Genomic DNA, 25,826 nt, shown 5'->3' with positions numbered 1-25,826 from the left:
CGGGGGAGTCGTCAGTCGGCGCGTGTCCTCACTCGACCGTCACCGTCAAGCTCGCCGCTGCGGAACGTAGATCTGCTGCAGCGTCGCGTGCTCGACGACACGCACGCCGAGCGGGCTGCTCGTGATCCCGTCGAGGCTCGCGGTGATCGACGCGTCACCGGCGGCGTGCGCGGTCGCGAGACCGTTCGCCGCGACCGTGACGATCGCTTGCGCCGAGCTCGACCAGCGCACCTGCTCGGTGAGATCGCGCCACGCGCCGGTGTCGTACTCGCCGTTCGCGCGCAGCGTCAGCAGGTCGCCGCGCAGCATGGTGACGACGGTGGTGCAGCCATCGCCAGCGCAGGGCAGGGTGTCGCTGTCGCTCGATGAGCCGGGCGGAGGAGCGCCCTCCGCGAACGGCAGCCCGATGCCGCCGTCGGCGTAGACGTAGATCGCCTGCAGCGTCGGCTCGCTGACGACGGTCACGGAGGAGGGTTCGCTCGTGGTCTCGCCGAGGCGCGCGCGCAGCTCGCCCGCGCCCGCACGCGCGCCGGTGAAGACGCCGTCCGTGACGCTGCCGAGATCGGCGGGCGAGACGGTCCACTGCACCTCCTCGCTCAGGTCCTCGACCGAGCCGTCCTCGTACTCGCCGACGGCGGCGAAGCGCAGGCGGCCGCCGATCTCGACGACCTTGCGGCACGCAGGCGCCCAGAGGCCCCGGTCGCTGGGCGGCGTCGCGCCGAGCGAGGGCTCGTCGCGTCCGGTCCGCCGCGCCGGGTGGTAGCAGTCGACGTTCTGCACCTCGATGCGCTCGAGCGGAGGCCGCGCGATCACCTCGAGCGCCATCGGACCGCTCGCGAGCTCGCCGAGCTGCGCCTCGATCGTCGTCGCGCCGGGAGCGAGCGGCGTGATCTCGCCGAAGGCGTCGACCGCGGCGACAGCGGGGTTCGACGAGCGCCAGCGCACGAGCGCGCTCACGTCGAGCACGCCGCCGTCGTCGAGCAGCAGCGTCGCGTGCGCCTCGGCGCGCTGTCCGACGCGCAGCCGCTCGGGGGCCGCGACCTGCAGCGCCTCGATCTCCACCACGACGCAGGTCGCGACCTCGCGCAGCACCGTGCAGCGGTCGAACGCGCCGTCGCGATCGGTGTCCTGCCAGAGGCGCGTGCCGTCACCGAGCTCGACGATGCGCCCGCCCTCGAGGACGACGTGCACGTCGTGCGGTGCGAAGATCTCCTCGACCTCGCGGCCGCCGCGCGTGAACCACGACGTCGTGCGCGCGCGCCCCCAGGCGATCTCGCCGAGCACCGACGCCGTGCCGCGCTCGCCGACCGAGAACGGCAGCGTGGCGGTGACCAGGTCGCCGCCGAGCGAGCGCGTGATGCGCAGCGTGTGACGACCGGGCGCGAGGCCGCCGATCTGGAAGGTGCCGTCGCCGGCGGTCGTGCCGGTCGGTCCGCCGTCGATCGACCAGTCGGCGTGCGCGAGCGCGGCGCGGCGTCGCGCGCCGCCGCCCTCGTCGCTCCACGACTCGGGCGGCGTGCCGAGCGCCCGCGCGTCGCGGCGCGCCACCTCGTCCTGCACCACGAGCAGCCCGGTCACGACCGCCGCCGGGGCGGCGGGTCCGCCGCTGCCGCCACCGCAGCCGGCGAGCAGCAGCAGGGCGGCCGCCACCGTGCGTGCCGATCCCCGACGCGACCTCCGACGCGACCTCGAAGCCCCCTCGCGCATCGTCGAACCCCTCTCGGACGGCAGCCTATAAACAAGAGTTGTTAGTTTGGCAAGCGAGTTTCGTTTTGGTAGCTCGAAAGGTCATGTCCGCCCCGTCCGCGAACGCCCGCAAGGGGATCCGCGACATCTTCTACGAGACCCGCGTGCTCGCCGGCCGCGAGTACACGCTGAAGCGGTTCGCCGAGGAGGTGCTCGGCGCGAGCATCGACCCGGTGATGCTCGGCTACATCGAGAAGGGAAAGCGCTTCCCGAGCGAGGCGCTGGTGCGTCGCCTCGCCGCGTTCCGCAAGCAGGACCCGCGCGAGCTGCTCGCGATCCTCGCTCGCGACCGCATGCTGCACGCCTTCGGCAAGGAGCTGCGCCGCGTGCTCAACGCGCCGGCCGCGCTCGGCCACGTCGACGACATCGAGCTCGCGCTGCTCGCCAGCCAGGCGATCGCGGCGCTACCGGACGACGGCTCGCCGATCACGCTCGCGCGCTGGCGGCGCGAGATCCGCGCCAGCGCCAAGGACGAGATCGACGCCGAAGCGCTCGCGCAGGTCGAGAAGCTGCTCGCGCAGCGCGAGCTGATCGCCATCGAGCGCGGCAAGGTGCGCCGCCTCGGACGTCACTTCGTCGCGGTCGAGACCGAGGAGCGTCAAGCACTGGCGCTCGAGTTCTGCGCGCTGTTCGCGAAGGGGCTGCTCGACAAGCTCGTCCTGCCCGACAAGCCGACGGGTACCTACATCCGCAACCACTACCTCAACATCGACCGCTCGCGCCTCGAGGAGTTCGAGCGCCGGCTCGATGCCGAGCTGCGCAAGCTCGCCGAGGAGTACGCGGCCGACGCTTCGGAGGAGACGAGCTTCCTGAACGTTCTCGTGACGGCGACGGTGCTGTGAGGGATCGAACGATGAACGGTGGATGCACGCGCTGGTCGGTCGTCGTCGCGTCGTGGGCGGCGCTGACGGTGCTCGCGTCGCTCCCCGGCTGCGGCGGCAGCGGCTCGAGCGGCTTCGACCCGGCCTTTCTGGAGGGGCTGGTGATCGAGCAGGCGCTCGACGGGCGCACGTGCCTGCCGCACGACGAGCTCGTCATCTGCGCCGCGGGCGCGAGCGCCGGCGGACCGCCGAACCTGCCGGGGCTCGACGCGCTGAGCATCGACGGCCGCGTCGATCGCGAGGCGTTCGAAGGCTGTCTGCGTGCGCGCGGCGAGGCGTGCCGGCTCGACATGGAGCTGACGGGGCAGGGCGTGCCCGAGGGCGCGGAGCTCCGCCTTGCGGTCCGGCTGCTGCCCGACGGCGTGTGGCGGGTCGGGGCGCCCTTTCAGCTGCCGGTGATGCCGGGCACCGTCGCGCCGACGCGCGCGGATCTCGAGGTGGGTCCGCTCGGCGACGACGTGCGCGGGCTGCAGGTCGCGGTGCTGGTGTTCGCCGCGCCGAGGGACGTGCCGCAGCAGGTCGGGGAGCTCGCGAGGACGGGGGCGCGCTGGGCGTTCGTCGTCGCGCTCGAGGCGACGCGCTGACGCGGTAGCCGCCAGGCGCTGAGGAGCCGGCGTCGCGCGCGACGCGGGCGGTGTCGCGCGCGCGGTGCGGCCGAGCTCGTCGTGACGCGCGCTCGCGCCCGCCGCTCACGCGACGATCGGCACGCCGTGCGCGCGATCGTCGGTGAGGATCTCGAACGCGGCGCGGTGCCGCGTCGCGAGCGTGACCGGCGCTCCGCCCGCGCGCTTGTCGACCAGCGTCAGCTCGCACGACGCGAGCTTGCTGTTCAGGCAGTGCTTGACGCCGCCCGGAGGGTTGTCGTAGCGCAGCCCGACGAACGCCGCGCGCGGCGCCGAGATCCGCCCCTCGACGGCGTAGGCCGCGTCCTCCGAGCGGAACGTCCAGTCGAAGTACGTGAACCGCCCGCGCGCGCGCACCGACCGAAGGAGCGAGTTGAGCGCGATCTCGCGCCCCTCGTGACGCAGCACGAGCAGCGTCATGAACGGCGTCCACACGGGACCGAGCTTGAGACGCGCGGTCGCGACCTCGAGGAAGCTCTCCGGCGCGTCGTCGAAGCCCGCGACCTGACCCCAGGCGTAGTGGTCGGTGTGACGCGAGCCCCAGTTGTGGTTCTGGCTGCCGACCCAGTCGAAGACCGGGTACGCCTTGCCGTCGACCGTGAGCGTGCCGCGGAACGTCGCGAGCGGCAGCGGCACGAGCGTCTTCGCGCGCGGCAGCTTCGCGTCGTAGAGAGCGGGCGGCAGCGCGAGCAGCGGCTCCGCGTCGCCGGTGAAGCTCAGGTCCCAGGCGATGGTGTGACCGCCGCTCGCCGCGGCGCCCACGACGCGTCCGGGCTCGAGCCGCGCGTCGGCGACGTAGGCGCCGAGACGATCGTTGCGGAACTCGCACTGCGCGATCGGCACCTCGGTCTTCGCCGCGGTGTGGATGCCGCGCTTGCCGTCGAACACGACGGCCCAGAGCTCGCCGCGCGCGTCCTCGGGGCGGCCCTCGGGCGAGAAGATCGTGTAGCGGATCCAGAACGCCTGCGGGCGCCTCGGGTCGTTGGCGCGCACGAAGAAGCTCTCGTAGTGGCCGGTGCGCCATCCCGGCTGCCAGCGCGTGTCGTTGGCGCGCCGACGCGCCTCGTCGACGGTCGCCGGCATCGTCAGCGGGCGTCGTCCTTTGCGGACCGAGCGGCGACGGCGAGCGCACGCGTGTGCATGGCGCTCCCATTCACCGTTCGGCCGACGGACGCAAGGCGTCCGCCGGCTCGTTCCTCGGAGACGTCAGAGGAGCTGCACGATCCCCGTCGAGAGGTCGTAGACGCCGCCGACGATCGCGATGTGACCGTCCACCTCCGCCTCGCGCAGGATCGGGCTCTGCTCGCGGATCGTCTGCATGACCGCGACGACGTTGTCGGTGATCGCCTCGCTCAGCGTCTGTGCGCCTGCGATCCCCGGCGTGATCGCGTCGACGATCGACTGGATGTGGCCCGGCGGCGTGGCGCCGGTGAATGCGGCGTTGATCGCGCCGCAGCTCGAGTGCCCGAGCACGAGAAGGACCTGTGCGCCGAGCGACACGTAACCGAACTCGAGGCTGCCGAGGTTGGTCGGCGAGGCGGCGATGTTGCCGGCTTCGCGGACGACGAAGATGTCGCCGATGAACTGATCGAAGATCAGCTCGGGCGCGAGCCGCGAGTCGGCGCAGCTCAGGATGCTCGCGAACGGCGCCTGCGACGTCGCGTTGTCGGTCCAGATGCGCTCGATCTCCGCCGTCGAGCGGACGCGCGGCGTCTGGTCGATCCAGCGCTGGTTGCCCTCGATCAGAAGCTGCAGCGCCTCCTGTGGATTCTGCGGGTCGGGCGGCGGCGGAGGATCCTCGTCGCTCGACCCGCCGCAGCCGAGGCCCATGGTCAGGCCGGCGGCGACGGGCACCGCTGCGAGGGCGCCGCGCAGCAGCGACCGGCGGTCGATCTCCGTTGGGGGACGGCTCCGGCAAGCCGTGGAGCCTTCTCTTTGCTTCGAGCTCGGCATGAGCACCTCCGGTCCGTGAGCGTCCGACGCTCCGGACGTGAACGGGCTCCGACGGCGCAAACCCGTGTGCGACGCTTACGTCGCGTCACCGTCCTATCGGCCAGTGGCGCGGGAGCATTAGGACCGCGTCACGACGGGAGCTGCGGCTCGTCTCGTGAACGGGCGGAGCGGGGGCGCCGGCCGCAGCGTCGTGAGCGCGCAGCGATCCGCCGCTCACGGCGTCCGCACGCGCACGCGCGGCCGAGCGAGCGCGGAGCTGGGGCTCCGTCGAGCTCGGCTCGACGGGACGAGGGGGCGCGTGCCCCCTCGCGACGTCAGCTCAAGAATCCGAGCTGCCTGTCCATCGCCTCGGCGTCGAAGTCCTCGAACTGCAGGATCCCGAGCCGGTCGAAGGCCTCGCGCACGCGCGGCGTGAGCATGCCGAGCTTCTTCAGATTCGGCACGATGCGCGTGAACAGCAGCCGGCGGAACATCTGCAGCGACTCCGACTCGAGCACGTGCCGGCGGACGTCCTCGGGGTTCCAGCCCATCATGTCGGCGATGTCGCTGCCGATCAGGCGGTCGCGCATCAGCTCGCACGCGTAGATGACGAAGTCCTCACGGTCGCGCCGCTCGCCGGGCGACAGATCGTCGTAGTAGCCGCGCAGCGACAGCACGCCGAAGGCGACGTGCCGCGACTCGTCCTTCATCACGTACTTGAGGAGCTCCTTGAGCAGCGGCTCCTGCGCGAGCTGGTACAGGTTGCCGAAGGCCGCCATCGCGAGGCCCTCGATGATGATCTGCATCCCGAGGTACTTGAAGTCCCAGCGGCTGTCCTTGATGGTCGCGTCGAGGAGCTCCTTGAGGCTCTTGTTGATCGGCCACTGCCACTCGAGCTTCTCGTTGAGGTAGCGCGCGAACACCTCGACGTGACGCGCCTCGTCCATGGTCTGCGTGCCGGCGTAGTACTTGGCGTCGATCCACGGCACGCCGCCGACGAGCTGCGAGGCGACGATCAGCGCGCCCTGCTCGCCGTGCAGGAACTGCGAGAGCTGCAGCGAGATCTGGCCGTGGTGCAGGCGGATCCGCTCCTTCTCGCCGAGCTTCTGGTAGGGCGGGTAGTCCTTCAGCGGATTGGTCTCCGCCGGCACGATGCCGCGCTCCGGATCGACGTCCGTGTCCCAGGCGAGCTGCGAGGTGCCGTTCCACTGCTCGCGCTTCGCCTTCTCGTAGAGATCGCGCAGGCCCTGCTTCGCCGTGTCGTAGCTCCAGACGTAGTGCGTATCGAACGATGCGAGCAGCGTCTCGAGCTCGCGGTCGGGGTTGGCATGATTCGCCTGCGCGGCGCCGGCGGACGTGTTCATCTCGACCTCCGTTCGCTTCTCGGGCCTCGGGTCTCGTGACCCGCTGACCACGTCCGCCTATCCCCGTCTGTCAGCCCAGTCAAGACGAATGCGACGTCGAGTTCGCTTTTTTCGCTTTTGCGTGCGCCGTGCTACCAGCGGCGGCGTGGCGGCCACACGGCAGGCGACGTCGAAGAAGGTCCCGCGCGGCATCCGGACGCCCCAGCAGGCGCGCAGCCGACGTACGCGCGACCGCATCGTCGCGGCCGCGATCGCCGCCTTCGAGGCCGACGGCTACGACGACACCACCACCGCCGCGATCGCGCGCCGCGCCGGCATCGGCGTCGGCACGCTCTACGCGTACTTCCCCGACAAGCGAAAATTGATGCTCGAGATCCTCGACGGCACGGTGCGCGCGATGTCGGACATGGTGGCCGACGCGCTCGCCCCGGAGCGCTGGCGCGAGGGCGATCACCGCGCACACGTGCGCGCCGTGATCGACGCCGTCATGAGCTCGCGTCTGATCAGCCCCGGGATCCAGCGCATCCTCTGGGAGCGACACCTGCGCGACCCGGAGTTCCGCGACGCCGTCCTCGCCATCGAGCACCGTCTGCGCGGCGCGCTCGAGCGGCTGTTCGCCGAGCTCAAGAAGCAGGGCGTGCTGCGTCCCATCGCGCCGCACGCCGCGGCGTTCGTCGTCCACGCCGCCATCGAGTGGATCTCGTCGCGCCTCGTGCTCGGCGAGGCCGACGTGCCGCACCCCGACGTCGTCGAGGCCGCGACCGACATGGTGTCGCGCTACCTGTTCGACGAGCGTCGGGTGCGGTAGGACGTCGCCTCGCCGCGGCTTCGGACGACACGGCTGCGAACGCGCGTCAGCCGCGCGCCGACGTCAGCTCATCCCGAGCAGCGAGCGCGCGATCTGCGACACCTGGATCTCGTCCGTGCCCGCGTAGATCTGCAGCACCTTGGCGTCGCGGCAGAGCTGCTCGACCTGGTACTCGGCCATGTAGCCGTTGCCGCCGAAGAGCTGCACCGCCTCGAGCGCGACCTCCATCGCCGCCTGCGCCGCGTAGAGCTTGCACGCCGACGCCTCGGCGAACGACATCCGCTTCTTCGCCGCCGACATCTCGATCTGGCGGAAGACGATGTTCTGCAGGTTCATGCGCGCCACTTCCATCTTGGCGAGCTTGAGCTGGATGAGCTGGAACTCGCCGATCGGGCGGCCGAACTGCACGCGCGTCTTCGCGTACTCGATGCACTTCTCGAGGCACTGCTCGACGATGCCGAGCGCCATCGCGGCGACACCGGTGCGCTCGACGCCGAAGGTCGCCTTGGCGCCGGAGCGTCCTTCCGACGCGGCCTCGGACTCGCCCATCAGGCGGTCCTTGCCGACCCGCACGTCCTCGAGGAAGAGCTGTCCCGTCGGCGACGAGTGCAGCCCCATCTTGCGCAGCGGCTTCGACTGCTCGAGGCCCGGCATCCCCTTGTCGAGGATGAAGCTCAGCACCTTGCGCTCGCGCGGGTCGTTGCCCTCGTCGAGCTTGCAGATGAAGACGATCGTGTCGGCGTAGGGGCCGTTGGTGATGAAGGTCTTGCTGCCGTTCAGCACGTAGCCGTCGCCGTCGCGGCGCGCGGTCGACTGCATGCTGCCGAACGCGTCCGAGCCGGAGCCGGGCTCGGTGATCGCCCAGGCGCCGATCTTCTCCATGGTGAGAAGCGGCAGCGCCCAGCGCTCCTTCTGGCGCAGCGTGCCCTTCGCCATGATCGCGCCTGCGGTGAGTCCGACGCTGACCCCCATCGCGGTGACCATGCCCGGGCAGTAGCGGCACAGCTCGATGATCGGGATGAGCTGCAGCGCCGCCCCGTCGGTCGACCCGGCCTCCTCGAGGCGCTGCTCCTCGGACGGCGCCTCGCCGCGCGCCGCGGCCTCGGCAGCCTCACGCTCGCGCTTCACCTGGCGCTCGAAGCGCGCCTTCGCCATCTGGTCGATGCCGAAGGTGCGCATCATCTTGCGCAGGATGTCGTACGGCGGCATGTCGCCGTGCTCGAGCTCCTCGAGGTTGGGCTTGATCTCCTTCTCCACGAACTGCCGGATGGCGTCGCGGAGCATGAGGTGCTGTTCGGACCACTCGATCATGGGCCGGCAGGGAAACGGATCGCACCCGCCCCGTCAAACCTCGATCCAGCGCGGCGTGGCGGGTCGCCTGGCGGCCGCCTCCCGCTGCTCGCCGCGCGGCAAGTTGCGCGGTAAACACGGCGCCGTGCGTTCCGTCCGCGCCGGTGCCACACGCTTCGTCCTCGACCCCGTGCTCGAGCGCTACGCCTACCGCTGCTGGCCCAACGGCTGTCCGCGCGACCGCACCTGCTGCGTCGGGCTCACGGTCGAGGTGTCGCGGCGCGAGGTGCGCGCCATCGACACGCTGATGGACGAGCTCGCGGAGCTCGTGCCGTCGCTGCGCGAGGCGGACGGCTACGCGAACGTGTTCGTCGACGAGGAGCCGCCGGACCTGCTGATCGAGGCGGACGACGACGGCGCGTGTCCGTTTCTCTTCCGCACCCGCAAGCACGCGCTGTGCTCGATCCACCACGTCGCGCTGCAAACCGGACGTCCGGTGCCGGCGTACAAGCCCGCCGCGTGCCGGCACTGGCCGCTGACGCTGGTGCGCGACCGCGACGGCGTGCGCGTCACGCTGCAGCCGCACGCGCTCAAGATCGGCTGCGTCGCGCCGCGCGAGGAGCTGCCCGGCCAGCCGACGGTCGCCGAGGCGTACCGCGACGAGATCGCCGAGCTGCGCGCGCTCGTGAGCTCCCCGGGCCGCACGCGGCAGGCGCCCGGACGAGAGCGCAGCGCTCGTGCGGCGGAAGGAGAGCGCGCGGCGGCGCGCCCGAATGGAAAGCGCACCGTGCGCGCGGTTGAGAGGAGAGCGCGAGGTGCGCGCGGCTGAGCCGAGCCCGGCGGGCGGGCTCGTGCGCACGCCGCGCCGGCCGCGCGGCTTCGTCGCGCGCGGACCGCGTCCCGCGCGCTGGGACGATCCGGCGCTCGCGCCGCGCGCGGGCGAGGATCTGTGCTTTCTCGCCGGCGACTGGCGCATCCTGCAGCGGCTCGACGGCCACCGCTGGTCGCTCGACGACCTGGTCACCGCCTGGCGCGCGGCGTCGGCCCGCGCGGATGCTCCGCCCGCGCGCTTCATCGACCTCGGCTGCGGCATCGGCTCGGTGCTCATGCTGCTCGCGTGGCGCTTCCCGCACGCGCGCGGCGTCGGCGTCGAGGCGCAGCAGCTGAGCGTCGACCTCGCGCGCCGCTCGCTCGCCGGCAACGGCGCCGACGACCGCGTCGAGGTCCGGCACGGCGACCTGCGCGATCCGACGCTCGTCCCGGAGGGGGCGGTGTTCGACCTCGTCACCGGCACGCCGCCGTACGTTCCGCCGGGCGCCGGGCGCGTGTCGCCGCGCCCGCAGCGCGGTCCGTGCCGCATCGAGCAGCGCGGCGGCATCGAGGACTACTGCCGGGCCGCCGCGCGGCTGCTCGCGCCGGGCGGCGTGTTCGTCGCCTGCGCGGGCGGCGCGCAGACGCCGCGGGTCGCCGCCGCGGCGCACGCTGCTGGATTGTGCTTGACGGAGAGCCGCGACGTCGTGCCGCGCGCGGGCAAGCCGCCGCTGCTCGCGGTGCACGTCATGCGCCGACGCGACGACGCGGTGCTCGACGCCGACGGCAGTGCGAACGCCGACGCCGGCAAGGACGCGGACGGCGCGAGCGCCGGGTCCGTCCGCCACGCGCCGCCGCTCGTCGTGCGCGCGGCCGACGGCCGCTGGACGGAGGAGTTCGCCGCCCTGCGCCGCGACATGGGCATGCCTTGAGCGCGCACGCTCGCTGGCGCGACGGGCTCGTGGTGCTCGCCTGCCTGGTCTGCCAGGTCGGCATGGGCGTCGGCGGCTACCTCTTCCCGGTGTTCCTCAAGCCGGTCGCGGAAGACCTCGGCTGGTCGCGCACGATCTACGCGGCGGCGAACCCGATCACGAGCCTCTTCGTCGCGCTCGCGGGACCGTTGGTCGGCTGGCTCTCGGACCGGCGCGGGCCGCGCCTCGTGCTGGTCGCGGGCAGCCTGATCATGAGCGCCACGCTGCTCGGCGCGTCGCGCATGGAAGAGGTCTGGCAGTTCTACGTCGTCGCGGTCGGGATCGGCGTCGGCGTCGCGTGCCTCGGCGACCTGCCCACCGCGAGCGCGATCGCGGGACGCTTCGACGCGCGCCGCGGGCTCGCGCTCGGGGTGGTCTACATCGGCTCGAACATCGGCGGCGCGCTCGGCGCGTCGACGGCCGCGGCGCTCGCCGCCGAGAGCGGCTGGCGTGCGGCGCTCGCGACGATCGGCGGCACGCTGTGGCTGCTGCTCCTGCCGTTCGCGCTGCTGGTGTCGCCGCCGCGCGCGCGACGGGAGAGCACGACGGCGCAGGCCGACGGTGGCGCGTCCGCGGCGAGCGAGCACCGCGCGACGCGCGCGCGTGGCGCCGACGCGGCCGCACCAGCGGCCCAGCTCGCGTCCTCCGACGACGTCGCGGGCGCCGTCCGCCAGCGCGACTTCTGGCTGCTGCTCTGGGTGCTGCTCGCGTTCTACCTCTACAGGCTCGGCGTCAACACGCACCTCGTCGCGTACCTGTCGGATCTCGGCTGGGCGCACGGCGAGGCGGCGCTCGGATTCAGCTTGACGGTGGGCATCGGCATCGTCGGCAAGCTCGGCGCGGGGACGCTCGCCGACCGCGTCGGACCGCGGGCGGCGACGGTCGGCAACTTCGTCGTCATCGCGATCGCCTCGGCGCTGCTGCTCGTGCCCGAGGTGCCGTTCGCGATCCCGCTCTTCCTGATCCTGCACGGCGCCGCGACCGCGGCCGAGGACGTCGTCATCCCGCTGCTCGTCGGACGGCGCTTCGGCACGGCGTATCTCGGCAGGATCTACGGCCTGCTGCTGCTGACGCTCGTCCCGGGCGGCGTGCTCGGGCCGATCGTCGCGGGCGCGGTGTTCGACGCGTCGGGCAGCTACGCGGCCGTGTTCACGGCCTTCTTCGTGTGCAACCTGACCGCGGTCGCGGCGCTCTCCGCCGTGCGTGCGACGCGCGCAGCTTGACCCGGGCGTCGCGGCTCCGCACGATCCGCGCACATGAGCAACGGATTCTTCTCGCCGGGCGAGGTGCACGTCGGCCAGGACCTCGGCGGACGTCAGGTGGTGGTGACGCGGGAGGAGGTGGAGCACTACGCCGCGGGGACCGGGCTCGAGCGGCTCGACCCGGAGTTCGCGCCGGCGCTGCTCTTTCACTCGGAGGTCTACCGCGACCTGTCGTGGTATTTGCCGAACATCATCGGCAACCTGCACGCGCGTCAGGAGTGGGAGCTGTTCGCGCCGTTCACGATCGGCGCCGAGGTGCGCTCGCGCGTCACGGTCGTCGACCGCTACCGCAAGCGTGACCGCCTCTACGTCGTCGCCGAGGTGCTGTGGACGACGCCCGAGGGACGCTGGCTGCAGCGCAGCCGCACGCACCAGAGCTTCCTCGCGCACGAGCTCGGGGAGGGCGAGCTGGCGGTCGACCGGCAACGCGAGAAGCGCTCCGACCGGCGCTTCGAGACGCCGAGCGAGGGCGAGGAGATCCCGCCCGGCGAGCGCACCGTGACGCTCGCGATGTGCCAGGCGTTCTCCGGACCGCACCGCAACTACCACAACGACCGCGAGATGGCGCGCGCGCTCGGCTTCCCGGACATCGTCGTGCAGGGGATGATGCCGATCTGCTTCGTCTCCGACACGCTCGCGGCGTACTTCGGCGCGGGCTGGCACTACGGCGGCAAGCTCGACGTCCGTCTCGTGAACGTCGTCTGGGTCGAGGATCGGCTCAAGGTGCGCGGCCGCATCCGCGAGGTGGTGCGCGAGGGCTCGAAGGAGCGCTGCCACCTCGACGTCTGGTGCGAGAAGGCGGACGGCACGATCGCGCTGATCGGCACGGCGAGCGCGCTGCGCGGGGATTGAGCGGGCGCGCTGCGCGGGCCGCGCGCGCTTTCGCGGTCCGCCGAGCGCACGGCGAGCGTGCTGCGCGGACGAGGGCCGCGCGCGTCGTCCGTCGGTTCGCGCGCGTGCCGTGGCGCGCGGCGGCCGCGCATGCGAAACGGTCGCGCGTGCAAGCGCCGCTCGACGCCATCGACACGCTCTTCCTCGACGTCGGCAACACGCTCGTCGGCATGGACCTCGACCTCGTGTGCGAGCTGCTCGCGCGCCGCGGGATCGTCGTCACGCCCGAGGCGGTCGCGCGCGCCGAGGCGGCGGCGCGGCCGCACCTCTCGCGCCTGCTCGCGACCGGACGCTCGAGCGAGGAGCGCGACAGCTTCGTCTTCCACGTCGCGACGACGCTCGCGGGTCTCGGCGTGCCCGAGCCGCGTCGCGCCGAGATCGCACCGCAGCTCGCGCACGACATGAAGGCGGTCGGCACGCGTCGCCTGTGGTCGCGCCTCCTGCCCGGCGTGCCGCAGGCGCTCGCCGAGCTGCGCGCCGCGGGCATGAAGCTCGCGGTGGTCAGCAACTCGGACGGCACCGTCGAGCAGGGCCTCGAGAAGATGGGCCTGCGCGACGCGCTCGACGCCGTGCTCGACTCGGCGCGCGTCGGCGTCGAGAAGCCGGACCGGCGCATCTTCGAAAAGGCGATCGAGGCCGTCGGCTGCGCGCCCGAGCGCACGGCGCACGTCGGCGACCTGTTCGCGGTCGACGTGGTCGGCGCGCGCGCGGCCGGCCTGCACGGCATCCTGGTCGACCCGTACGGCGACTGGTGCGACGAGCCGTGCGCGACGGCGCCCGACGTGCCGACGCTCGCGCGCGATCTGCTCGCGGCGCGCGCGTCAAGCAGAGGGTAGCTCGAGGCGCGCGCACAGACCGCCGAGCGCGCTCGCTTCGAGCGCGAGCGAGCCGCCGTAGAGCGCGGCGAGGTCGGCTGCGATCGCGAGCCCGAGACCCGAGCCGGGCTTGGCGTCGTCGAGCCGCGTGCCGCGCTGCAGCGCTGCGTCGGTCTGCGCGGCGTCGATGCCGGGGCCGTCGTCCTCGACCTCGAGCCGCAGCCGGCCGTCGACCGCGCGCGCTTGCGCGACGACCCGCGTGCGCGCCCACTTGCAGGCGTTCTCGAGCAGGTTGCCGAGCATCTCTTCGAGATCCTCGCGCTCGCCCGCGAACGAGAGCTCGCCTGCGACGCCGACCTCGAGCGCGAGCTCGCGCTCCGCGTGCAGGCGCAGCAGCGTGTCGCGCAGGCGCTCGATCACCGGACGCACGTCGCAGCGCGCGCCCGGCACGCCGTGCGCGCCGGCCGCCGCGGCGCGCGTCAAGTGATGATCGATCAGCCGGCTCATGGCCGCGACCTGCGCCGCGATCGTGCGCGCCGCGTCGGGGCCGGTGCGCTCCGCTTCCACCGCGACCACCGCGAGCGGCGTCTTCAGCGCGTGCGCGAGATCCGCGGCGCTCGCACGCGCGCGCTCGAGGAGCCGCGCGTCGTGGTCGAGCAGCTCGTCGATCGCGCGCGCGAGCGGCTCGACCTCGCTCGGGTAGTCCGTGCCGAGACGCGCGCGGCGTCCGGCGCGCACCTCGGCGACGTCGTGCGCGAGACGACGCAGCGGGCGCAGGCCGTAGGCGATCTGCAGCGCGACGGTGGCGACGAGCCCGACGCCGAGCACGCCGAGCGACAGCGCGAGCAGGCGATCGAAGCGCGCGGTCTGGCTGCGCAGCGCCTGCTCGGGACCGGCGAGCGTCACGACGATCGGCTGCTCGCGGCCCGGGAAGCGCAGCTCGCGGCGCACGATCTTCAGCGGTTCGCCGCGCGGCCCCGCGACGGTTCCGTCGGTGCTCTCGACGCCGCCCACGCCCGACGGCAGCCGCTCGTCCCACAGCGAGCGCGAGCGCAGCTCCTGCGCGCCGTCGGTCACCTGCCAGTACCAGCCGGAGTAGACCTGCTCGAAGCGCGCGTCCGGGACCTCGCGCCGCATCTGGAGCGGCGCCTCCGGCGGCGCCTCGAGCGCCGCGACGACGGCGAGCAGCAGCGAGTCGAGCTGGCTCTGGAAGGCGCTCTGCGCCGAGGCGCGAAACGCGAGCGACAGCGCGACGCCGCCGCCCGCGAGCGCGAGCACGAGCCACAGCGTGCTCACCGCGAGGAGTCGCGTACGCAGCGAGCGCCGCTTCATTCGGCGGGCGCCCTCAGCTTGTAGCCGAGCCCGCGCACGGTCTCGATCAGGTCGACGCCGAGCTTGCGGCGGATGCGGCTCACCAGCACGTCGATCACGTTCGAGTCGCGGTCGAAGTCGCCGTCGTAGGCGTGGTCGATGATCTCCGAGCGCGTCACGATGCGTCCCGCGCGGTGCAGCAGGTACTCGAGGATGCGCAGCTCCTGGGCGGTGAGGCGCACCGGCACGCCGTCGACGCTGACCTCGCCGCTGCTGGTGTCCATGCGCAGCGGACCGCAGCGCAGCTCGGGCGAGGCGAAGCCCTGCGCGCGGCGGATCAAAGCGCGCAGCCGCACCACCACCTCCTGCATCTCGAAGGGCTTGGTCACGTAGTCGTCGGCGCCGGCCGAGAAGGCGGACAGCTTCTCCGGCCAGCGCCCGCGCGCGGTGAGCACGAGCACCGGCGTGCGGACGCCCTTCGCGCGCCAGCGCTCGAGCACGGTGACGCCGTCGAGCTTCGGCAGCCCGAGGTCGAGGACGATCGCGTCGTAGGGCTCGACCGAGCCGAGCGACAGCGCGCGCTCGCCGTCGGCGGCGTGCTCGACGACGAAGCCCGCGTCGCGCAGCGCCGCGACGAGCGCCTCCGCCAGGCGCTGCTCGTCCTCGACGACGAGGATCCTCACGGCGTCCGCTTGCGGGCCGCCTCGAGGCCCGCGCCCTCGCCTTCGAGGAAGGTTCCGTCGCGCGCGTCGTACTCGAGCTCGAGCACGCTGCCCGAGGGGGTGAGGATCTCGACCTCGTAGATCCAGCGGCCGTCGTCGCGCTCGAGCTCGACCTCGATGACGCGGCCCTCGAAGCTCGCCTCGACCTTCTCGAGCAGCTCGGCGAGCGGCATGATCTCGCCCGCCTCGCGCGCCCGCAGCGCGCGCTCGTGGTCCTTCTCGGCCCGTGCCGGGCCGGCGCCGAGGAGCACGACGGCGAGCGTCGCCAAGGCGAGCCATGTGCGCACCGCGCTCTCCCTACGATTCTTGGATGAACGTAGGATGAACCGCGGAGTCACGGAGGATTCACGTGCGGTCGCTAGCGTGGGGATCGTCGCCGGCGAAGGTTCGCCGCAGCGACGTCGACGAAAGGAGCAGAGAGATGAGAAGGATGTCATGGGTCGTCGCCACGGTCGCGGGTGCGCTGCTGCTGTCCACGCCCCCGCTCGCGCTCGCGCAGCAGGGCACGGGCTCGGCCGCCAGCTCGAACGCCACCTCGCTGTCCCCGGCCGAGGTCGTGCGCAAGATCGAGGCGGCGGGCTACCGCGACGTGCGCGACGTCGAGTACGACAACGGCCACTGGGAGGCCGAAGCGATCGACAAGAACGGCCGGCGCGTCGACCTGAGGATCGACCCGTCGACCGGCGCCGTCGTCCTCGACGAGGACTGAGGCCTTGCGGCGCGCGGCGGGCCGGCGCCTCGCCGGCCGGCACCGCTGCGCGGCCGCGCGCTTCACTCGAGGACCCCGTACGCTCGCTGCGGCCCGTGCGCGGCGCTCGCCCGCACCTCGTCGAGCGCGGCTCTCAGGTCGGCGAGGAACTCGCCGATGACCGGCGCGTGCACCGCGTTCACCATGCAGTGCAGGCTCGGCGGCGGCTTCTGCTGGTCGACCCACCACCGGCGGCGCACGAGCGCCTCGCCGACCGCGAAGGCGTCGACGTCCTCGAAGGCGTCGACGTCCTCGAAGGTGAAGGCGACGAGCGTCGTGTCGGGCTCGGCGAGGACCCGCACGCCGCGGATGGCGCGCAGGCCCGCGACCAGCTCCTCCGTCGCCGCGCGCGCGATGCGCGTCAAGCGCAGATAACCCTCCTCGCCGAGATGGTTCATCACCGCCCACGCGGCGGCGATCGGGCCGCCGCTCTTCGTGCCGAGGATGCCGGAGCTCGCGTACAGCCCGCCGAGCCAGCGGTCGGTGGAGAACGTCTGGTGCTTGCGCAGCTCCTTCGTGCGGTGCAGCAGCACCGACGCGCCCTTCGCGGCGTAGCCGTACTTGTGCAGGTCGACCGAGATCGACGTGACACCGGGGACGCGGAAGTCCCACGGCTCGATGCGGTGGCCGAGGCGCTCGAGCATCGGCAGCGTGATGCCGCCCATGCAGGCGTCGACGTGGCACAGGACGTCGCGTGACGCGGCGATCTCGGCGATCTCCGCGACCGGGTCGACGACGCCCTGCGGGTACTGCGGCGCCGACGCCACGAGCAGCGCGGTGTTCGGCGTCACCGCGTCGGCCATCGCGCGCGGGTCGGCGCGCCAGTCGTCGCGCACCGGCGCGCGCACCGAGCGCACGTCGAAGTAGGCGGCGGCCTTCTCGAACGCGGCGTGCGCGCTCGTCGGCAGCACCATCTCCGGCGCCGTGATGCCGCGCTCGCGGGCGCGCGAGCGCGCCGCCTTGACCGCGAGCAGGATGCTCTCGGTGCCGCCGGTGGTCATGAAGCCCGCGGCCTGCGGACCGCCGTGCAGCAGGTCCGCGACCATCGCGACGACCTCGGACTGCATGCGGCGCAAGCTCGGAAACGCCGCGACGTTGAGCGCGTTCGCCGACTGCAGGCGCGCGTGCGCCTCGGTCGCGAGCGCCAGCACGTCGGGGCCGGCGTGGTAGGCGAGGCTGAAGACGCGTCCCGACTGCCAGTCGACGTCCTGCGCGCGCAGGGCGTCGAGCTCGTCGAGCACGGCCGCCGCGGAGCGGCCCTTCGCCGGCAGCTTCATCGCGCCGAGCCGGCCGCGCCCGCGGAGCTCGCGGCGCCGTCGGCAGCAGTGTCTTCCGCCGCCTGCGGCTGCGTCGCCGCGTCGACGCGCTCGAGCCACGCGACCACGTTCTTCCGCGACTCCACCAAGCGGCCGCCCTCGTCGCTCGCACGGATGCAGGCGAGCTGCGCGAAGACGGAGATGTCGGCGAGCGTCAGGCTCTCGCCGAGCAGGAACGGACGGTCCCCGAGCAGCCCCGAGAGCGCGTCGACGTGCCGGTCGACGTCGCGCAGCACGGCTGCGATCGGACGTCGTCCGAGGCCCTGCGCGGCGAGCGTGCGGCGCAGGACGCGCGGCAGCCCGAGCGGCGCGACCCGCCGCATGAGGTTGCCCTCATACTTGACGAGCTCCGGGATGAAGCGCTGCGCGTTGTGCGGCAGCGTGAAGCGCAGCCGCATCTCGTAGAAGTAGAGGCTCTCGTCGGCCCAGTCCTCGAGCACGTGGCAGAGCGCGCGCTCGCGCGGGTCGGTCGGGATGAGACGCGGCCGCGGGTAGCGGTGGTCGAGGTAGTGCGCGATGTCGGTCGAGTCCGCCACCACCTGATCGTCCTCGACGATGAACGGCAGCTTGCCGGCGGGATTGCGCGTGCGCACGACCGTCAGCGTCTTCGACGGCGGCACCTCCTCGATCTTGTAGGGCACGCGCTTGACGTTGAGGATCCGCCGCACCTTGTCGCAGAACGGCGAGATCTCGAACTGGTAGAGCGTGAGCATGATCGACGCCGCTTCTCAGCGACCGGTGAAGCGCGGGTCGCGGCGCTCGAGGAACGAGGCGACGCCCTCGCGGAAGTCCTCGGTGCCGAAGCTCTTCACCATCTCGCGATCGGCCTCCTCGATCGAGGCGCCGAGGTCGACGAACAGGTTGCCGTAGAGCTGACGCTTCATGATGCGCAGCGAGCGCGGCGAGCAGCGGGTCGCGAGCTCGTGCGCATACTCGCGCACCTCGGTCATCAAGCGGTCGTGCTCGATGACGCGGTTGACGAGCCCCATGCGCAGCGCCTCGTGCGCGTCGATCAGGCGACCGGAGTAGAGCAGGTCGCACGCGTTGTGCATGCCGATCAGGCGCGGAAGGATCCACGCCGAGCCGTGCTCGGCGACGAGACCGCGGCGCGAGAACACGGTGCCGAAGCGCGCGCGGTCGGACGCGAAGCGCATGTCGTAGAACAGCATGTAGGAGAGGCCGAGCCCGGCGGCGACGCCGTTGACCGCGGCGATCACCGGCTTGGAGAGCGCCATCGGGTAGCTGTAGGGGCCGCGCAACGCGGCCGGCAGGCTCTCGTCGAGCGGCGGCAGGTCGGCGGTGCTCGCCGTCAGGTCGTCGCCGGCGCCGCCCTTCTGGAACGACACCAGCATGTCCATGTCGGCGCCCGCGCAGTAGCCCTTGCCCGCGCCGGTGACGATGATCACCCGCACCGCGGGGTCCGCGTCGGCGGTGCGCAGCGCGTGCTCCACCTCGGCGCCCATCTTGAGCGTCCAGGCGTTGAGCTTCTCCGGCCGGTTCAGGGTGACCTCGGCGACGCCGTCGGTCACCTCGTAGAGGATCTCCGCATAGCTCATGGGTGCTCCTAAGGTCCGCTGTGGTTTGCCGCGGTTCTACTGCTTCCCACGCACGACGAAAAGGACGCGCCGCGCACGGTTCCGCATTCCGACAGCGGAACCACGGGCCTACAATTTGACGGAAGCGGCCCCTCCAAGCTCCCGGGTCGCGTCCGCCCTCATGCTCGGCCTCGCGGGCGCCGATTCCTCGGGTGTTCCGAGACCGCGCGATCGGAGGTCCGATGACAACCCAACGAACGAACCGCGGCGTGCTCGCCGCGTTGACGGTATGCTTGACGATCGGCTGCCTCGTGGCGGCCGCTCCGGTCCGCGCGCAGGACGCGACCGCCTTCGAGGAGTCGCGCAGCCCCTGGGCGGTCGCGCCGCCGGTCGGCGAGCACGACATCCCCGGCGTGGAGCGCGAGGGCACGCTGCGCGTCATCCGCTTCAGCAACGACCGTCAGATCCTGAACGACAAGGGGACGGTGGTCGGCTTCGCGGCGATCGTCGCGCGCACCGGCGAGATTCCACCGACGCACGAGCGGGCGCTCGACGAGAAGTCGCTGCTCGAGATCATGCGCCGCGGGCAGGGGAACGCGGAGTAACGCGGGTCACTGCAGAAGAGCGCTGGTGTCGAAGTAGAGCTCGACCGACTCGTCGCAGTCGTCGCACGCGAGGCGCGCGACCCGTAGCGTCCGGCCGTTGGACGAGCGCGTGCCCTCGCCGGCGAGGCTGAGGAAGGACCCGCACGCGCAGCGCCGCCGCCGCAGGAAGGCGTCCATGTCTTCGAACGAGCGGATCGGGATCGCATCCTCGGCGGACGTTCCCGGACCGCTGCGCACCGCGCGGCGCGCGCGCTCCTGGCGCACGCGCCGCATCCCGAGCGCGGCAACCGCGGCGACGATCGCCGCGACGAGCAAGATCGTGATCATCGTCCGTGACCCCGGATTGTGGTAGGCCGGAGGCATGGCGGAGGACAAGGGTTTCCGACTCGGCGACGTGCTGCCGTTTCTCTACAAGCGGCATCCCTGGCACGGCGTCGACATCGGCTCCGCCGCGCCGCGCAAGGTCACGGCGTTCATCGAGATCGTCCCCACCGACACCGTCAAGTACGAGCTCGACAAGGCGACCGGCTACCTGCAGATCGACCGTCCGCAGAAGTTCTCCAACGTCTACCCGACGCTCTACGGCTTCATCCCGCAGACCTACTGCGGCGAGGAGACCGGCAAGTTCTGCGCGGAGCGCACCGGACGCCAGGGCATCGTCGGGGACGGCGATCCGCTCGACATCTGCGTGCTGTGCGAGCGCGACATCTCGCACGGCGACATCCTCGTGCAGGCGATCCCGATCGGCGGCCTGCGCATGATCGACGGCAACGAGGCCGACGACAAGATCATCGCGGTCCTCGAGGGCGACGCGGTGTACGGCAACTGGCTCGAGATCGAGGAGAGCCCCGAGGCGCTGATCGAGCGCCTCAAGCACTACTTCCTCACCTACAAGCAGGCGCCCGGCTCGACCAAGCAGCACGTCGAGATCACCCACGTCTACGGACGCGAGGAGGCGTACGAGGTGATCCGCCGCACGCAGATCGACTACGAGAACAAGTTCGCCGGCCTGCGCGAGATGATGGCCGTCGGGAAGCTCTGAGCGCGAGCGCGCTCGCCGGGCTCGGCGGCGCCGCAGGTGGCGCAAGCCCGCCGGCCACCAAGCGACCGTGCGGCGCGTCCGCTACTTCGCGAGCGGCGCGTCCGACAGCGGGTACTTCTCCCAGTTCGGCGCGTCGAAGTGCCACCACTCGGTCGGCAGCGGCTCGAAGCCCTCGCGCACCATCGCGACCTCGAGGATGCGCATGTTGCGCACCGCCTGCGGGTCGCCGCGCATGTTGGTCCGGTGCGCGCGCTCGCTGAAGTCGTCGTAGTCCGTCGGCATCGGCACCTCGACGCCGTTCGCGTCGACCATCGTGACGTCGACCGCCGCGCCGCGGTTGTGCTTCGAGCCCTCGACCGGCCGACCGTCGCGGAACACCGGCTTCACGACGTAGCGCGGATCGGGCACCAGCTCCCAGAGACGCTGCTGCACGGAGATCGGGCGGTAGCAGTCCCAGACCTTGAGCCCGAGGCCACGCGTCTGCAGCTCGCGGTGCACGCGCGCGAGCCGCTCGGCGACGTCCGGTCGCAGCAGGCAGCGCGCGACCGGATAGACCGCGACGCCGGTGAAGTTGTTGGTGGTCGCGTAGCGGATGTCGATCTGGATCGACGGCTCGACGGTCGCGAGGTCGACGAAGCCTTCGGGCGGTGGTCCCGGCTTGCGCGTCGCGGCGGACGGCGCCGAGCCGCGGTCCGCGCGCAGGGTCCAGCCGCGCTGACGCCCGCCGCTGCACGCGGGAAGCAGCGCGACACAGACGAGCGCGAGGGCGAGGAGCGCGCCCGAGCGCCGCGGCCGGCGGCGGACGTTCTCGCCGTCGCCGCGGCGCCCACGTTTGCGCGACCACGGCCGGACGCTAAGAGCCGCACGCGTGCTTCCCCTGCTGCGTGACGGCTTCCTGCTCGGCTGGTCGGTCGCCTGGCCGCCCGGCCCGATCAACGCCGAGATGATCCGCCGCGCGCTCGCGCGCGGCTTCTTCCCGGCGTGGGTCGTCGGGCTCGGCGCCGTGTCGGGCGACTTCCTGTGGGCGCTCGCGGTCGGCTTCGGCGCGTCGCGGCTCACGACGATCCCGGGCGTGACCCTCGCGCTCGGCGTCGTCAGCACCGCGCTGCTGCTCGCGCTCGCGGCGGTGTTTCTGCGCGGCGCGTCCGCGTCCTGGCGCGCGTGGCGGGCGGGCGAGCCGCTGCCGACGCCGCGCTCGCTCGACAGCGCGCGCGGCGGGTACGTGCTCGGGCTCGGGCTCGCGCTGTCCTCGCCTTGGAACCTCGCGTTCTGGCTCGCGGTGATGGGGCAGCAGGCGACCACGGGCGTCGATCCGCGCGGCGCGCTGATCGTCGCCTGCGCGGTGATCGCGGGCGCGCTGACCTGGACGCTGCTCCTGTGCTCGGCGGTGCATTTCGGCGCGCGCTTCGCGACGCCGCTCTGGCAGATCGTCACCCAGGCTTCGACGGGTCTCTTGATGCTGTGGTTCGCCATGCGAACCGCGTTTCGCTTGCTCGCTAGCTGATCTCCGCCGTTCATCTGCCTCGTTTGCCGAAGCGGCCGAGGTTGAGGCCGCCGAGCTTGATCGCGAGCCAGTAGAGGTCGCCGTCCGCCGCGGTGACGTCGCCCTGCGCGAACGTGCGCCGCAGCGCGCGCACGGTGGTCTTGGTCATCGCGACCGGCACCGCGGGCTGTCGGACGATGCGCGCCGCGATGTCGCGAGCCTTTTCGACTGCGTCGTCGGCGAGGTGATTCACGAGCCCCCACGCGAGCGCGTCCTGCGCCTGCACGCGATCGCACGTCGTCACCAGCTCGATCGTCCGCGCGGGGCCGATCTCCCGCACCAGCAAGGGCAGGGCGCCCCAGGTGAGCGGCATGCCGATCTCGACCTCGGGGATCGACATCCAGGCGTCGCGCGCCATCACGCGCATGTCGCAGGCGAGCGCCAGGACGGCGCCACCGCCGATGCAGAGCCCGTTGATCGCGGCGATCGTGATCTGGTCGAGCGCCTCGATCGCGGCGACGGTGCGGTCGCCGATCCGCGCGCGGTGGCGGCGCTCGAGGTCGTTGCGCGGCGCGCCTTCCTCGCGCACGTTCGCGAGATCCGCCCCGGCGGAGAACGCGCGACCCGCGCCGGTCAGGATCACGACCCGGGTGTCGAAGTCCGAGCGCAGCTCGCCCAGGATCTCCTGCAGCGCGAGGTGCTCACGCGGGGAGAGCGCGTTGAGCTTCTCGGGCCGGTCGAGCGTGATGGTCGCGACCGCGCCGTCGCGGTCGAGACGAACGGTCGACGGCTCGACCTTCGCTCGTGCAGCGCGCTTGCGGGTCGTCCGCGCGGCGCGCCGCGCGCCCTTCACCATGCCGCAACCTCGCTCGGGATCTCCAACATCACCTCCGTCGGACGCGGTTGCGTATCGCATCGCAGCCGCGCCCGCCAGGGCGTGGCGCGTTGCGTCGGCGTGTCAGCGTACGAGGCCCGCGCCGAGCCCGATCATCGCGCCCATCACGAGCGCGAGCACGAGACCGGCGATCATGCCGAGCACGCAGACCAGCACGGCGCGACCCGTCGTCACCCCGAGCGCCTGTCGGACGCCGAGCACGAGCGCCGCGATCGTCCAGACAAAAATCGTCAGCCCGATCGCGGCAAACAGCGCAGGCCCGAGCGGCAGCGCGCCGAGCAGCCAGAGAAGCTTCGGCGCGTTGGTGAAGCCGAGCGTGCGCAGCAGGTCGGGATACTCCGCGCGCGCGCCGAGCAGGCCGACGCCGACCAGCCAGATGACGGCGGTCGAGACGATCCAGCCGAAGAAGCCGGACAGCACCATCGCGGCGATGCCCAGGATCAGCTCCGAGGTGCTCGTCGCCTGCACGCCGCCGATCCCTTGCGCGAGCGCGCCCAGCGCGACCACGGCGGCGGCCTGTCCCATCGCGTCGGGGTCGCGCGCGACCTCCGCGAACACGCTCTGGTCGAGGCGCAGCGCCCCCAGCAAGCGGTCGGTGAAGGGGCGTTTCCACTCCGTCGGTCGGGGAGACGTCATCATGGCGATCGCTCGTGCTCGTCCTGCAGCCCTATGCCTTGCCGGCGTCGCGCGGCAACCGCGTCACGCGGCACCTCGCGGGGCGGGCAACCCGAGCGCCTCGGCGAGGTAGGGCAGGGCCTCGTCGGTCAGCGACAGGTCGGGGGCGAGGCGCTTGCCGAGGCCCTCGGCCGTCATCATCGCGACGTTGACCATCGTCATGTGGCTGCGCGCCTGGATGCGGTGGCGGCGCAGGATGTCGAAGATGCGCCCGATCTCGCCGGTCACCTGCAGGTTCGCGAGACCCTTGCGCTTCACGTTGTCGACGAACGCCACCATCTCGCGCTCGTAGGCCGCGTAGTCCGGCGTCGCCGCGTGCGTCGCGTTCTCGTGGAAGAGCCGCGCGACCGTGACGCCGTCGCCGGTCGAGAGCGCGAACAGCGTGCGCGCGGTCATCAGGCGATCCTCGTCGGTGAGCTCACCGACGAGACCCAGGTCGAGCAGCACGAGGCGTCCGGGCGGCAGGAAGCGCAGGTTGCCCGGGTGCAGGTCGGCGTGCACGAAGCCGTGCAGGAAGATCATCCGGCAGATGCAGCGCATGCCGGTCGCGACCAGCGCGCGCGCGTCGACGCCGCGCTCCTCGAGCTCGTCCTCGTGAACGCCCTCGACGAAGTCCATGGTGAGGACGGAGTCCGAGCACGCCTCCGGGTGGAGACGCGGGAAGAGGATGTCGGGGTCGTCGGCGAAGTTCGCCGTGAAGCGCGCGTTGTTGCGCGCCTCGTTGGTGAGGTGGATCTGCTGGCCGACCGCGTCGCAGAACGTCCGGAGCGCGCCCTCGAGCGCGATCAGGCGCAGCGTCGGGAACAGGCGCTCGAGCGTGCGTCCGACGAAGAGCAGGATCGCGCGGTCGAGGCGCGCCTTCTCGAGGATGTCGGGACGCCGCACCTTGACCGCGACCACGTCGCCCGTCGAGCGCAGCACGGCGCGGTGCACCTGCGCGACCGACGCCGCCGCCACCGGCTCCACCTCGAAGCTCGCGTAGATCTCCTCGAGCGGGCGCCCGAAGTCGTGCTCGACGATGCGTCGTACCTCGGCGAACGGGAACGGCGGCACGCGGTCGCGCAGCAGCGCGAGCTCGTCGACCAGCGGACCGGGCAGCAGGTCGGAGCGCGTCGACGCGATCTGCCCGACCTTGATGAAGGTCGCGCCGAGCGTCGTGCACAGCCGCGTCAAAGCGTGGCCGAGCGCGCCCGGGAGCGCGTCGCGTCCGCGGTCGCGGCGGCGAACGAGCTCGCGCAGGAAGACCACGGCGGCGATCACGGCCGCGCGCGCCATCTGCGCGCTGCGCACGGTGATGCGCCAGAGGGAGGAACGGGGTGCAGGCATGACGGTCGAGTGCTCGGGCCCCGCGCAGCATAGGCATCGAGGACGGCGGGGACCACTGCGGCGGACGGCGCGTCCGGAGCGGCGAATCTTCCTTCGCCGTCGTGCCGCTCGACGCAGGCGACGGACTGCGGCTGCGGACCCGCGCGCTGGTGTGCAGAGAGAGCGAGCGTCTAGCAAAAAAGAACCGGCGAAGTGCCTTGATTCGAAAGAGTCGCGGCAGTAAGCGCGGCGATGAGCCTGGTGCGCCGACTGGTCACTGGCGTCGACTGCTGACGGGCGCGCGCACCGAATTCCACGACATGCCGTAGACCCGCGCGCGGGTCTCCTCTCTCGATCTTGCCGAAGGGCACCGGGCTCGGGAGCGAGGATCAGCGGCCCCGCCGCGCTCTGGCCGCCACCTCTTCCCGTCCGCGACGAGAACGAAGTCCGCGGGAGACGGCGATGTCGCGCAGCTCGAACCACCGTTCGGCGAGCTCGACCCGGCGTAGGTCGGCCGGTCGGGACGCGCCGGCGGTGCTGCCGGGGCCGGTTCGAGCCCGGACCCGCGCGAAGCGCGGCGCCTCGCCCGCCCTGCGCGACGTCGTCCGCACAGCACGCAAGACCGCCACTACCCGCCGCGTCGAATGAGGATTCGGGGGATCGCGCGGCGGCCTGAACCGAGGAGGGAGAAGCGATGTCGTTCACACGTTTTTGCGCTGCTCGCCCGGTCGTTCGACGACGCTCGACGGTCGCCAGACGACGAGCGGGGCTAGGCGACGGCGGCGTCCGCGCCGCA

Annotated in this window: 28 protein-coding genes; 12 read left to right on the top strand and 16 right to left on the bottom strand. The window is 72.3% G+C overall.

The annotated features are described in order from the left end of the window. Positions 1–45: 45 nt before the first annotated feature. A complete protein-coding gene (locus tag VIS07_12075) occupies positions 46–1,650 on the bottom strand; it encodes an Ig-like domain-containing protein (protein ID HEY8516243.1) in 1,605 nt (534 codons plus the stop codon). Positions 1,651–1,790: 140 nt separating this feature from the next. On the opposite strand from VIS07_12075, the gene VIS07_12070 reads away from it, so the two are divergent. Together VIS07_12070 and VIS07_12065 are read left to right on the top strand one after the other, a co-directional pair. Next, the gene (locus tag VIS07_12070; protein HEY8516242.1) at positions 1,791–2,588 is read left to right on the top strand and encodes a hypothetical protein; all 798 of its coding nucleotides are present in this window, start codon (positions 1,791–1,793) and stop codon (positions 2,586–2,588) included. An 11-nt stretch (positions 2,589–2,599) separates the two neighbouring features. Beyond that, on the top strand, positions 2,600–3,211 hold the full coding sequence (locus tag VIS07_12065; protein HEY8516241.1) for a hypothetical protein: 612 nt from the start codon (positions 2,600–2,602) through the stop codon (positions 3,209–3,211). A 105-nt stretch (positions 3,212–3,316) separates the two neighbouring features. Here the strand turns inward: VIS07_12065 and VIS07_12060 are convergent, their stop codons facing one another. The 3 genes from VIS07_12060 to VIS07_12050 form a co-directional block, all read right to left on the bottom strand. After that, positions 3,317–4,333, bottom strand: a complete 1,017-nt coding sequence (locus tag VIS07_12060; protein ID HEY8516240.1) for a hypothetical protein — start codon at positions 4,331–4,333, stop codon at positions 3,317–3,319. Positions 4,334–4,456: 123 nt separating this feature from the next. Next, positions 4,457–5,104 (bottom strand): carbonic anhydrase, encoded by a 648-nt coding sequence (locus VIS07_12055; GenBank protein ID HEY8516239.1) that lies wholly within the window; start codon positions 5,102–5,104, stop codon positions 4,457–4,459. 413 nt (positions 5,105–5,517) lie between these two features. After that, entirely contained in the window at positions 5,518–6,546 is a 1,029-nt protein-coding gene (locus VIS07_12050; protein HEY8516238.1) for a ferritin-like domain-containing protein, read from the bottom strand. Positions 6,547–6,691: 145 nt separating this feature from the next. Between VIS07_12050 and VIS07_12045 the strand changes: the two genes are divergently transcribed. Beyond that, the gene (locus VIS07_12045) at positions 6,692–7,354 is read left to right on the top strand and encodes a TetR/AcrR family transcriptional regulator (GenBank protein ID HEY8516237.1); all 663 of its coding nucleotides are present in this window, start codon (positions 6,692–6,694) and stop codon (positions 7,352–7,354) included. 63 nt (positions 7,355–7,417) lie between these two features. On the opposite strand, the gene VIS07_12040 is transcribed toward VIS07_12045, so the two are convergent. Then, positions 7,418–8,665 carry an acyl-CoA dehydrogenase family protein gene (locus tag VIS07_12040; GenBank protein HEY8516236.1) on the bottom strand — a complete coding sequence of 416 codons (1,248 nt, stop codon included), beginning with the start codon at positions 8,663–8,665 and terminating at the stop codon, positions 7,418–7,420. A 124-nt stretch (positions 8,666–8,789) separates the two neighbouring features. Here VIS07_12040 and VIS07_12035 point away from each other — a divergent pair, with 124 nt between their 5' ends. The 5 genes from VIS07_12035 to VIS07_12015 all read left to right on the top strand — a co-directional run bounded on the left by VIS07_12035 (position 8,790) and on the right by VIS07_12015 (position 13,414). Next, complete coding sequence (locus VIS07_12035; GenBank protein HEY8516235.1) at positions 8,790–9,473, top strand: hypothetical protein; 684 nt, start codon at positions 8,790–8,792, stop codon at positions 9,471–9,473. After that, positions 9,460–10,386: a methyltransferase domain-containing protein gene (locus VIS07_12030; protein HEY8516234.1), complete on the top strand. Its 927-nt coding sequence runs from the start codon at positions 9,460–9,462 to the stop codon at positions 10,384–10,386. Before VIS07_12035 ends, VIS07_12030 begins: the two co-directional genes overlap by 14 nt. Beyond that, positions 10,383–11,648 carry an MFS transporter gene (locus tag VIS07_12025; GenBank protein ID HEY8516233.1) on the top strand — a complete coding sequence of 422 codons (1,266 nt, stop codon included), beginning with the start codon at positions 10,383–10,385 and terminating at the stop codon, positions 11,646–11,648. Before VIS07_12030 ends, VIS07_12025 begins: the two co-directional genes overlap by 4 nt. Positions 11,649–11,681: 33 nt before the next feature. Then, complete coding sequence (locus VIS07_12020; protein ID HEY8516232.1) at positions 11,682–12,539, top strand: MaoC family dehydratase; 858 nt, start codon at positions 11,682–11,684, stop codon at positions 12,537–12,539. A gap of 146 nt (positions 12,540–12,685) precedes the next feature. Next, positions 12,686–13,414, top strand: a complete 729-nt coding sequence (locus VIS07_12015; protein HEY8516231.1) for an HAD-IA family hydrolase — start codon at positions 12,686–12,688, stop codon at positions 13,412–13,414. On the opposite strand, the gene VIS07_12010 is transcribed toward VIS07_12015, so the two are convergent. Genes VIS07_12010 through VIS07_12000 form a run of 3 tightly spaced genes read right to left on the bottom strand, consistent with a single transcriptional unit; the run spans position 13,400 to position 15,713 of the window. After that, positions 13,400–14,725: an ATP-binding protein gene (locus VIS07_12010; GenBank protein ID HEY8516230.1), complete on the bottom strand. Its 1,326-nt coding sequence runs from the start codon at positions 14,723–14,725 to the stop codon at positions 13,400–13,402. The two genes, VIS07_12015 and VIS07_12010, sit on opposite strands and share 15 nt — an antisense overlap. Then, a complete protein-coding gene (locus VIS07_12005; protein ID HEY8516229.1) occupies positions 14,722–15,387 on the bottom strand; it encodes a response regulator transcription factor in 666 nt (221 codons plus the stop codon). The genes VIS07_12010 and VIS07_12005 overlap by 4 nt, the downstream gene beginning before the upstream one ends. Continuing rightward, positions 15,384–15,713, bottom strand: coding sequence for a PepSY domain-containing protein (locus VIS07_12000; protein HEY8516228.1), 330 nt, complete (start codon positions 15,711–15,713; stop codon positions 15,384–15,386). The genes VIS07_12005 and VIS07_12000 overlap by 4 nt, the downstream gene beginning before the upstream one ends. A 134-nt stretch (positions 15,714–15,847) precedes the next feature. On the opposite strand from VIS07_12000, the gene VIS07_11995 reads away from it, so the two are divergent. Next, on the top strand, positions 15,848–16,135 hold the full coding sequence (locus tag VIS07_11995) for a PepSY domain-containing protein (GenBank protein ID HEY8516227.1): 288 nt from the start codon (positions 15,848–15,850) through the stop codon (positions 16,133–16,135). A 62-nt stretch (positions 16,136–16,197) separates the two neighbouring features. Here the strand turns inward: VIS07_11995 and VIS07_11990 are convergent, their stop codons facing one another. The 3 genes from VIS07_11990 to VIS07_11980 are packed head-to-tail and all read right to left on the bottom strand — an operon-like array spanning position 16,198 to position 19,046. Beyond that, positions 16,198–17,451: an aminotransferase class V-fold PLP-dependent enzyme gene (locus VIS07_11990; GenBank protein ID HEY8516226.1), complete on the bottom strand. Its 1,254-nt coding sequence runs from the start codon at positions 17,449–17,451 to the stop codon at positions 16,198–16,200. Beyond that, positions 17,448–18,203: a glutathione S-transferase family protein gene (locus VIS07_11985; protein ID HEY8516225.1), complete on the bottom strand. Its 756-nt coding sequence runs from the start codon at positions 18,201–18,203 to the stop codon at positions 17,448–17,450. Before VIS07_11985 ends, VIS07_11990 begins: the two co-directional genes overlap by 4 nt. Positions 18,204–18,218: 15 nt before the next feature. Next, positions 18,219–19,046, bottom strand: coding sequence for an enoyl-CoA hydratase (locus VIS07_11980; GenBank protein HEY8516224.1), 828 nt, complete (start codon positions 19,044–19,046; stop codon positions 18,219–18,221). Between the two features lie 221 nt (positions 19,047–19,267). Between VIS07_11980 and VIS07_11975 the strand changes: the two genes are divergently transcribed. After that, positions 19,268–19,630 (top strand): hypothetical protein, encoded by a 363-nt coding sequence (locus VIS07_11975; protein HEY8516223.1) that lies wholly within the window; start codon positions 19,268–19,270, stop codon positions 19,628–19,630. Between the two features lie 6 nt (positions 19,631–19,636). Here VIS07_11975 and VIS07_11970 read toward each other — a convergent pair whose 3' ends face one another. After that, positions 19,637–19,957 carry a hypothetical protein gene (locus VIS07_11970; GenBank protein ID HEY8516222.1) on the bottom strand — a complete coding sequence of 107 codons (321 nt, stop codon included), beginning with the start codon at positions 19,955–19,957 and terminating at the stop codon, positions 19,637–19,639. 34 nt (positions 19,958–19,991) lie between these two features. Here VIS07_11970 and VIS07_11965 point away from each other — a divergent pair, with 34 nt between their 5' ends. Then, complete coding sequence (locus VIS07_11965) at positions 19,992–20,672, top strand: inorganic pyrophosphatase (GenBank protein ID HEY8516221.1); 681 nt, start codon at positions 19,992–19,994, stop codon at positions 20,670–20,672. Between the two features lie 81 nt (positions 20,673–20,753). Here the strand turns inward: VIS07_11965 and VIS07_11960 are convergent, their stop codons facing one another. Next, positions 20,754–21,608: a M15 family metallopeptidase gene (locus tag VIS07_11960; protein ID HEY8516220.1), complete on the bottom strand. Its 855-nt coding sequence runs from the start codon at positions 21,606–21,608 to the stop codon at positions 20,754–20,756. On the opposite strand from VIS07_11960, the gene VIS07_11955 reads away from it, so the two are divergent. After that, the gene (locus tag VIS07_11955) at positions 21,541–22,176 is read left to right on the top strand and encodes a LysE family transporter (protein ID HEY8516219.1); all 636 of its coding nucleotides are present in this window, start codon (positions 21,541–21,543) and stop codon (positions 22,174–22,176) included. The genes VIS07_11960 and VIS07_11955 overlap by 68 nt on opposite strands. A gap of 10 nt (positions 22,177–22,186) precedes the next feature. Here VIS07_11955 and VIS07_11950 read toward each other — a convergent pair whose 3' ends face one another. The 3 genes from VIS07_11950 to VIS07_11940 form a co-directional block, all read right to left on the bottom strand. Continuing rightward, entirely contained in the window at positions 22,187–23,011 is an 825-nt protein-coding gene (locus VIS07_11950; protein ID HEY8516218.1) for an enoyl-CoA hydratase/isomerase family protein, read from the bottom strand. A 102-nt stretch (positions 23,012–23,113) separates the two neighbouring features. Then, entirely contained in the window at positions 23,114–23,686 is a 573-nt protein-coding gene (locus VIS07_11945) for a YIP1 family protein (protein HEY8516217.1), read from the bottom strand. A gap of 63 nt (positions 23,687–23,749) precedes the next feature. Beyond that, complete coding sequence (locus tag VIS07_11940) at positions 23,750–25,051, bottom strand: AarF/UbiB family protein (protein HEY8516216.1); 1,302 nt, start codon at positions 25,049–25,051, stop codon at positions 23,750–23,752. Positions 25,052–25,826 lie beyond the last annotated feature (775 nt).

The sequence above is a fragment of the Candidatus Binatia bacterium genome, from assembly GCA_036563615.1.
Classification (GTDB): domain Bacteria; phylum Desulfobacterota; class Binatia; order UBA12015; family UBA12015; genus DATCMB01.
The sequence above is the reverse complement of the archived record's forward strand: the minus strand, read 5'-3'. Positions and strand labels throughout refer to the sequence as shown.

Excerpts from the sequence above, each read along its gene's own strand:
- VIS07_11975 (HEY8516223.1), top strand. The coding sequence starts at position 19,268 with ATGACAACCCAACGAACGAACCGCGGCGTGCTCGCCGCGTTGACGGTA.
- VIS07_12070 (HEY8516242.1), top strand. The coding sequence starts at position 1,791 with ATGTCCGCCCCGTCCGCGAACGCCCGCAAGGGGATCCGCGACATCTTC.
- VIS07_11965 (HEY8516221.1), top strand. The coding sequence starts at position 19,992 with ATGGCGGAGGACAAGGGTTTCCGACTCGGCGACGTGCTGCCGTTTCTC.
- VIS07_12050 (HEY8516238.1), bottom strand. The coding sequence starts at position 6,546 with ATGAACACGTCCGCCGGCGCCGCGCAGGCGAATCATGCCAACCCCGAC.
- VIS07_11950 (HEY8516218.1), bottom strand. The coding sequence starts at position 23,011 with ATGGTGAAGGGCGCGCGGCGCGCCGCGCGGACGACCCGCAAGCGCGCT.
- VIS07_11970 (HEY8516222.1), bottom strand. The coding sequence starts at position 19,957 with ATGATCACGATCTTGCTCGTCGCGGCGATCGTCGCCGCGGTTGCCGCG.
- VIS07_11980 (HEY8516224.1), bottom strand. The coding sequence starts at position 19,046 with ATGAGCTATGCGGAGATCCTCTACGAGGTGACCGACGGCGTCGCCGAG.
- VIS07_11990 (HEY8516226.1), bottom strand. The coding sequence starts at position 17,451 with ATGAAGCTGCCGGCGAAGGGCCGCTCCGCGGCGGCCGTGCTCGACGAG.
- VIS07_12040 (HEY8516236.1), bottom strand. The coding sequence starts at position 8,665 with ATGATCGAGTGGTCCGAACAGCACCTCATGCTCCGCGACGCCATCCGG.
- VIS07_12060 (HEY8516240.1), bottom strand. The coding sequence starts at position 4,333 with ATGCCGGCGACCGTCGACGAGGCGCGTCGGCGCGCCAACGACACGCGC.
- VIS07_11995 (HEY8516227.1), top strand. The coding sequence starts at position 15,848 with ATGAGAAGGATGTCATGGGTCGTCGCCACGGTCGCGGGTGCGCTGCTG.
- VIS07_11945 (HEY8516217.1), bottom strand. The coding sequence starts at position 23,686 with ATGACGTCTCCCCGACCGACGGAGTGGAAACGCCCCTTCACCGACCGC.
- VIS07_12010 (HEY8516230.1), bottom strand. The coding sequence starts at position 14,725 with ATGAAGCGGCGCTCGCTGCGTACGCGACTCCTCGCGGTGAGCACGCTG.
- VIS07_12065 (HEY8516241.1), top strand. The coding sequence starts at position 2,600 with ATGAACGGTGGATGCACGCGCTGGTCGGTCGTCGTCGCGTCGTGGGCG.
- VIS07_11940 (HEY8516216.1), bottom strand. The coding sequence starts at position 25,051 with ATGCCTGCACCCCGTTCCTCCCTCTGGCGCATCACCGTGCGCAGCGCG.
- VIS07_11985 (HEY8516225.1), bottom strand. The coding sequence starts at position 18,203 with ATGCTCACGCTCTACCAGTTCGAGATCTCGCCGTTCTGCGACAAGGTG.
- VIS07_12020 (HEY8516232.1), top strand. The coding sequence starts at position 11,682 with ATGAGCAACGGATTCTTCTCGCCGGGCGAGGTGCACGTCGGCCAGGAC.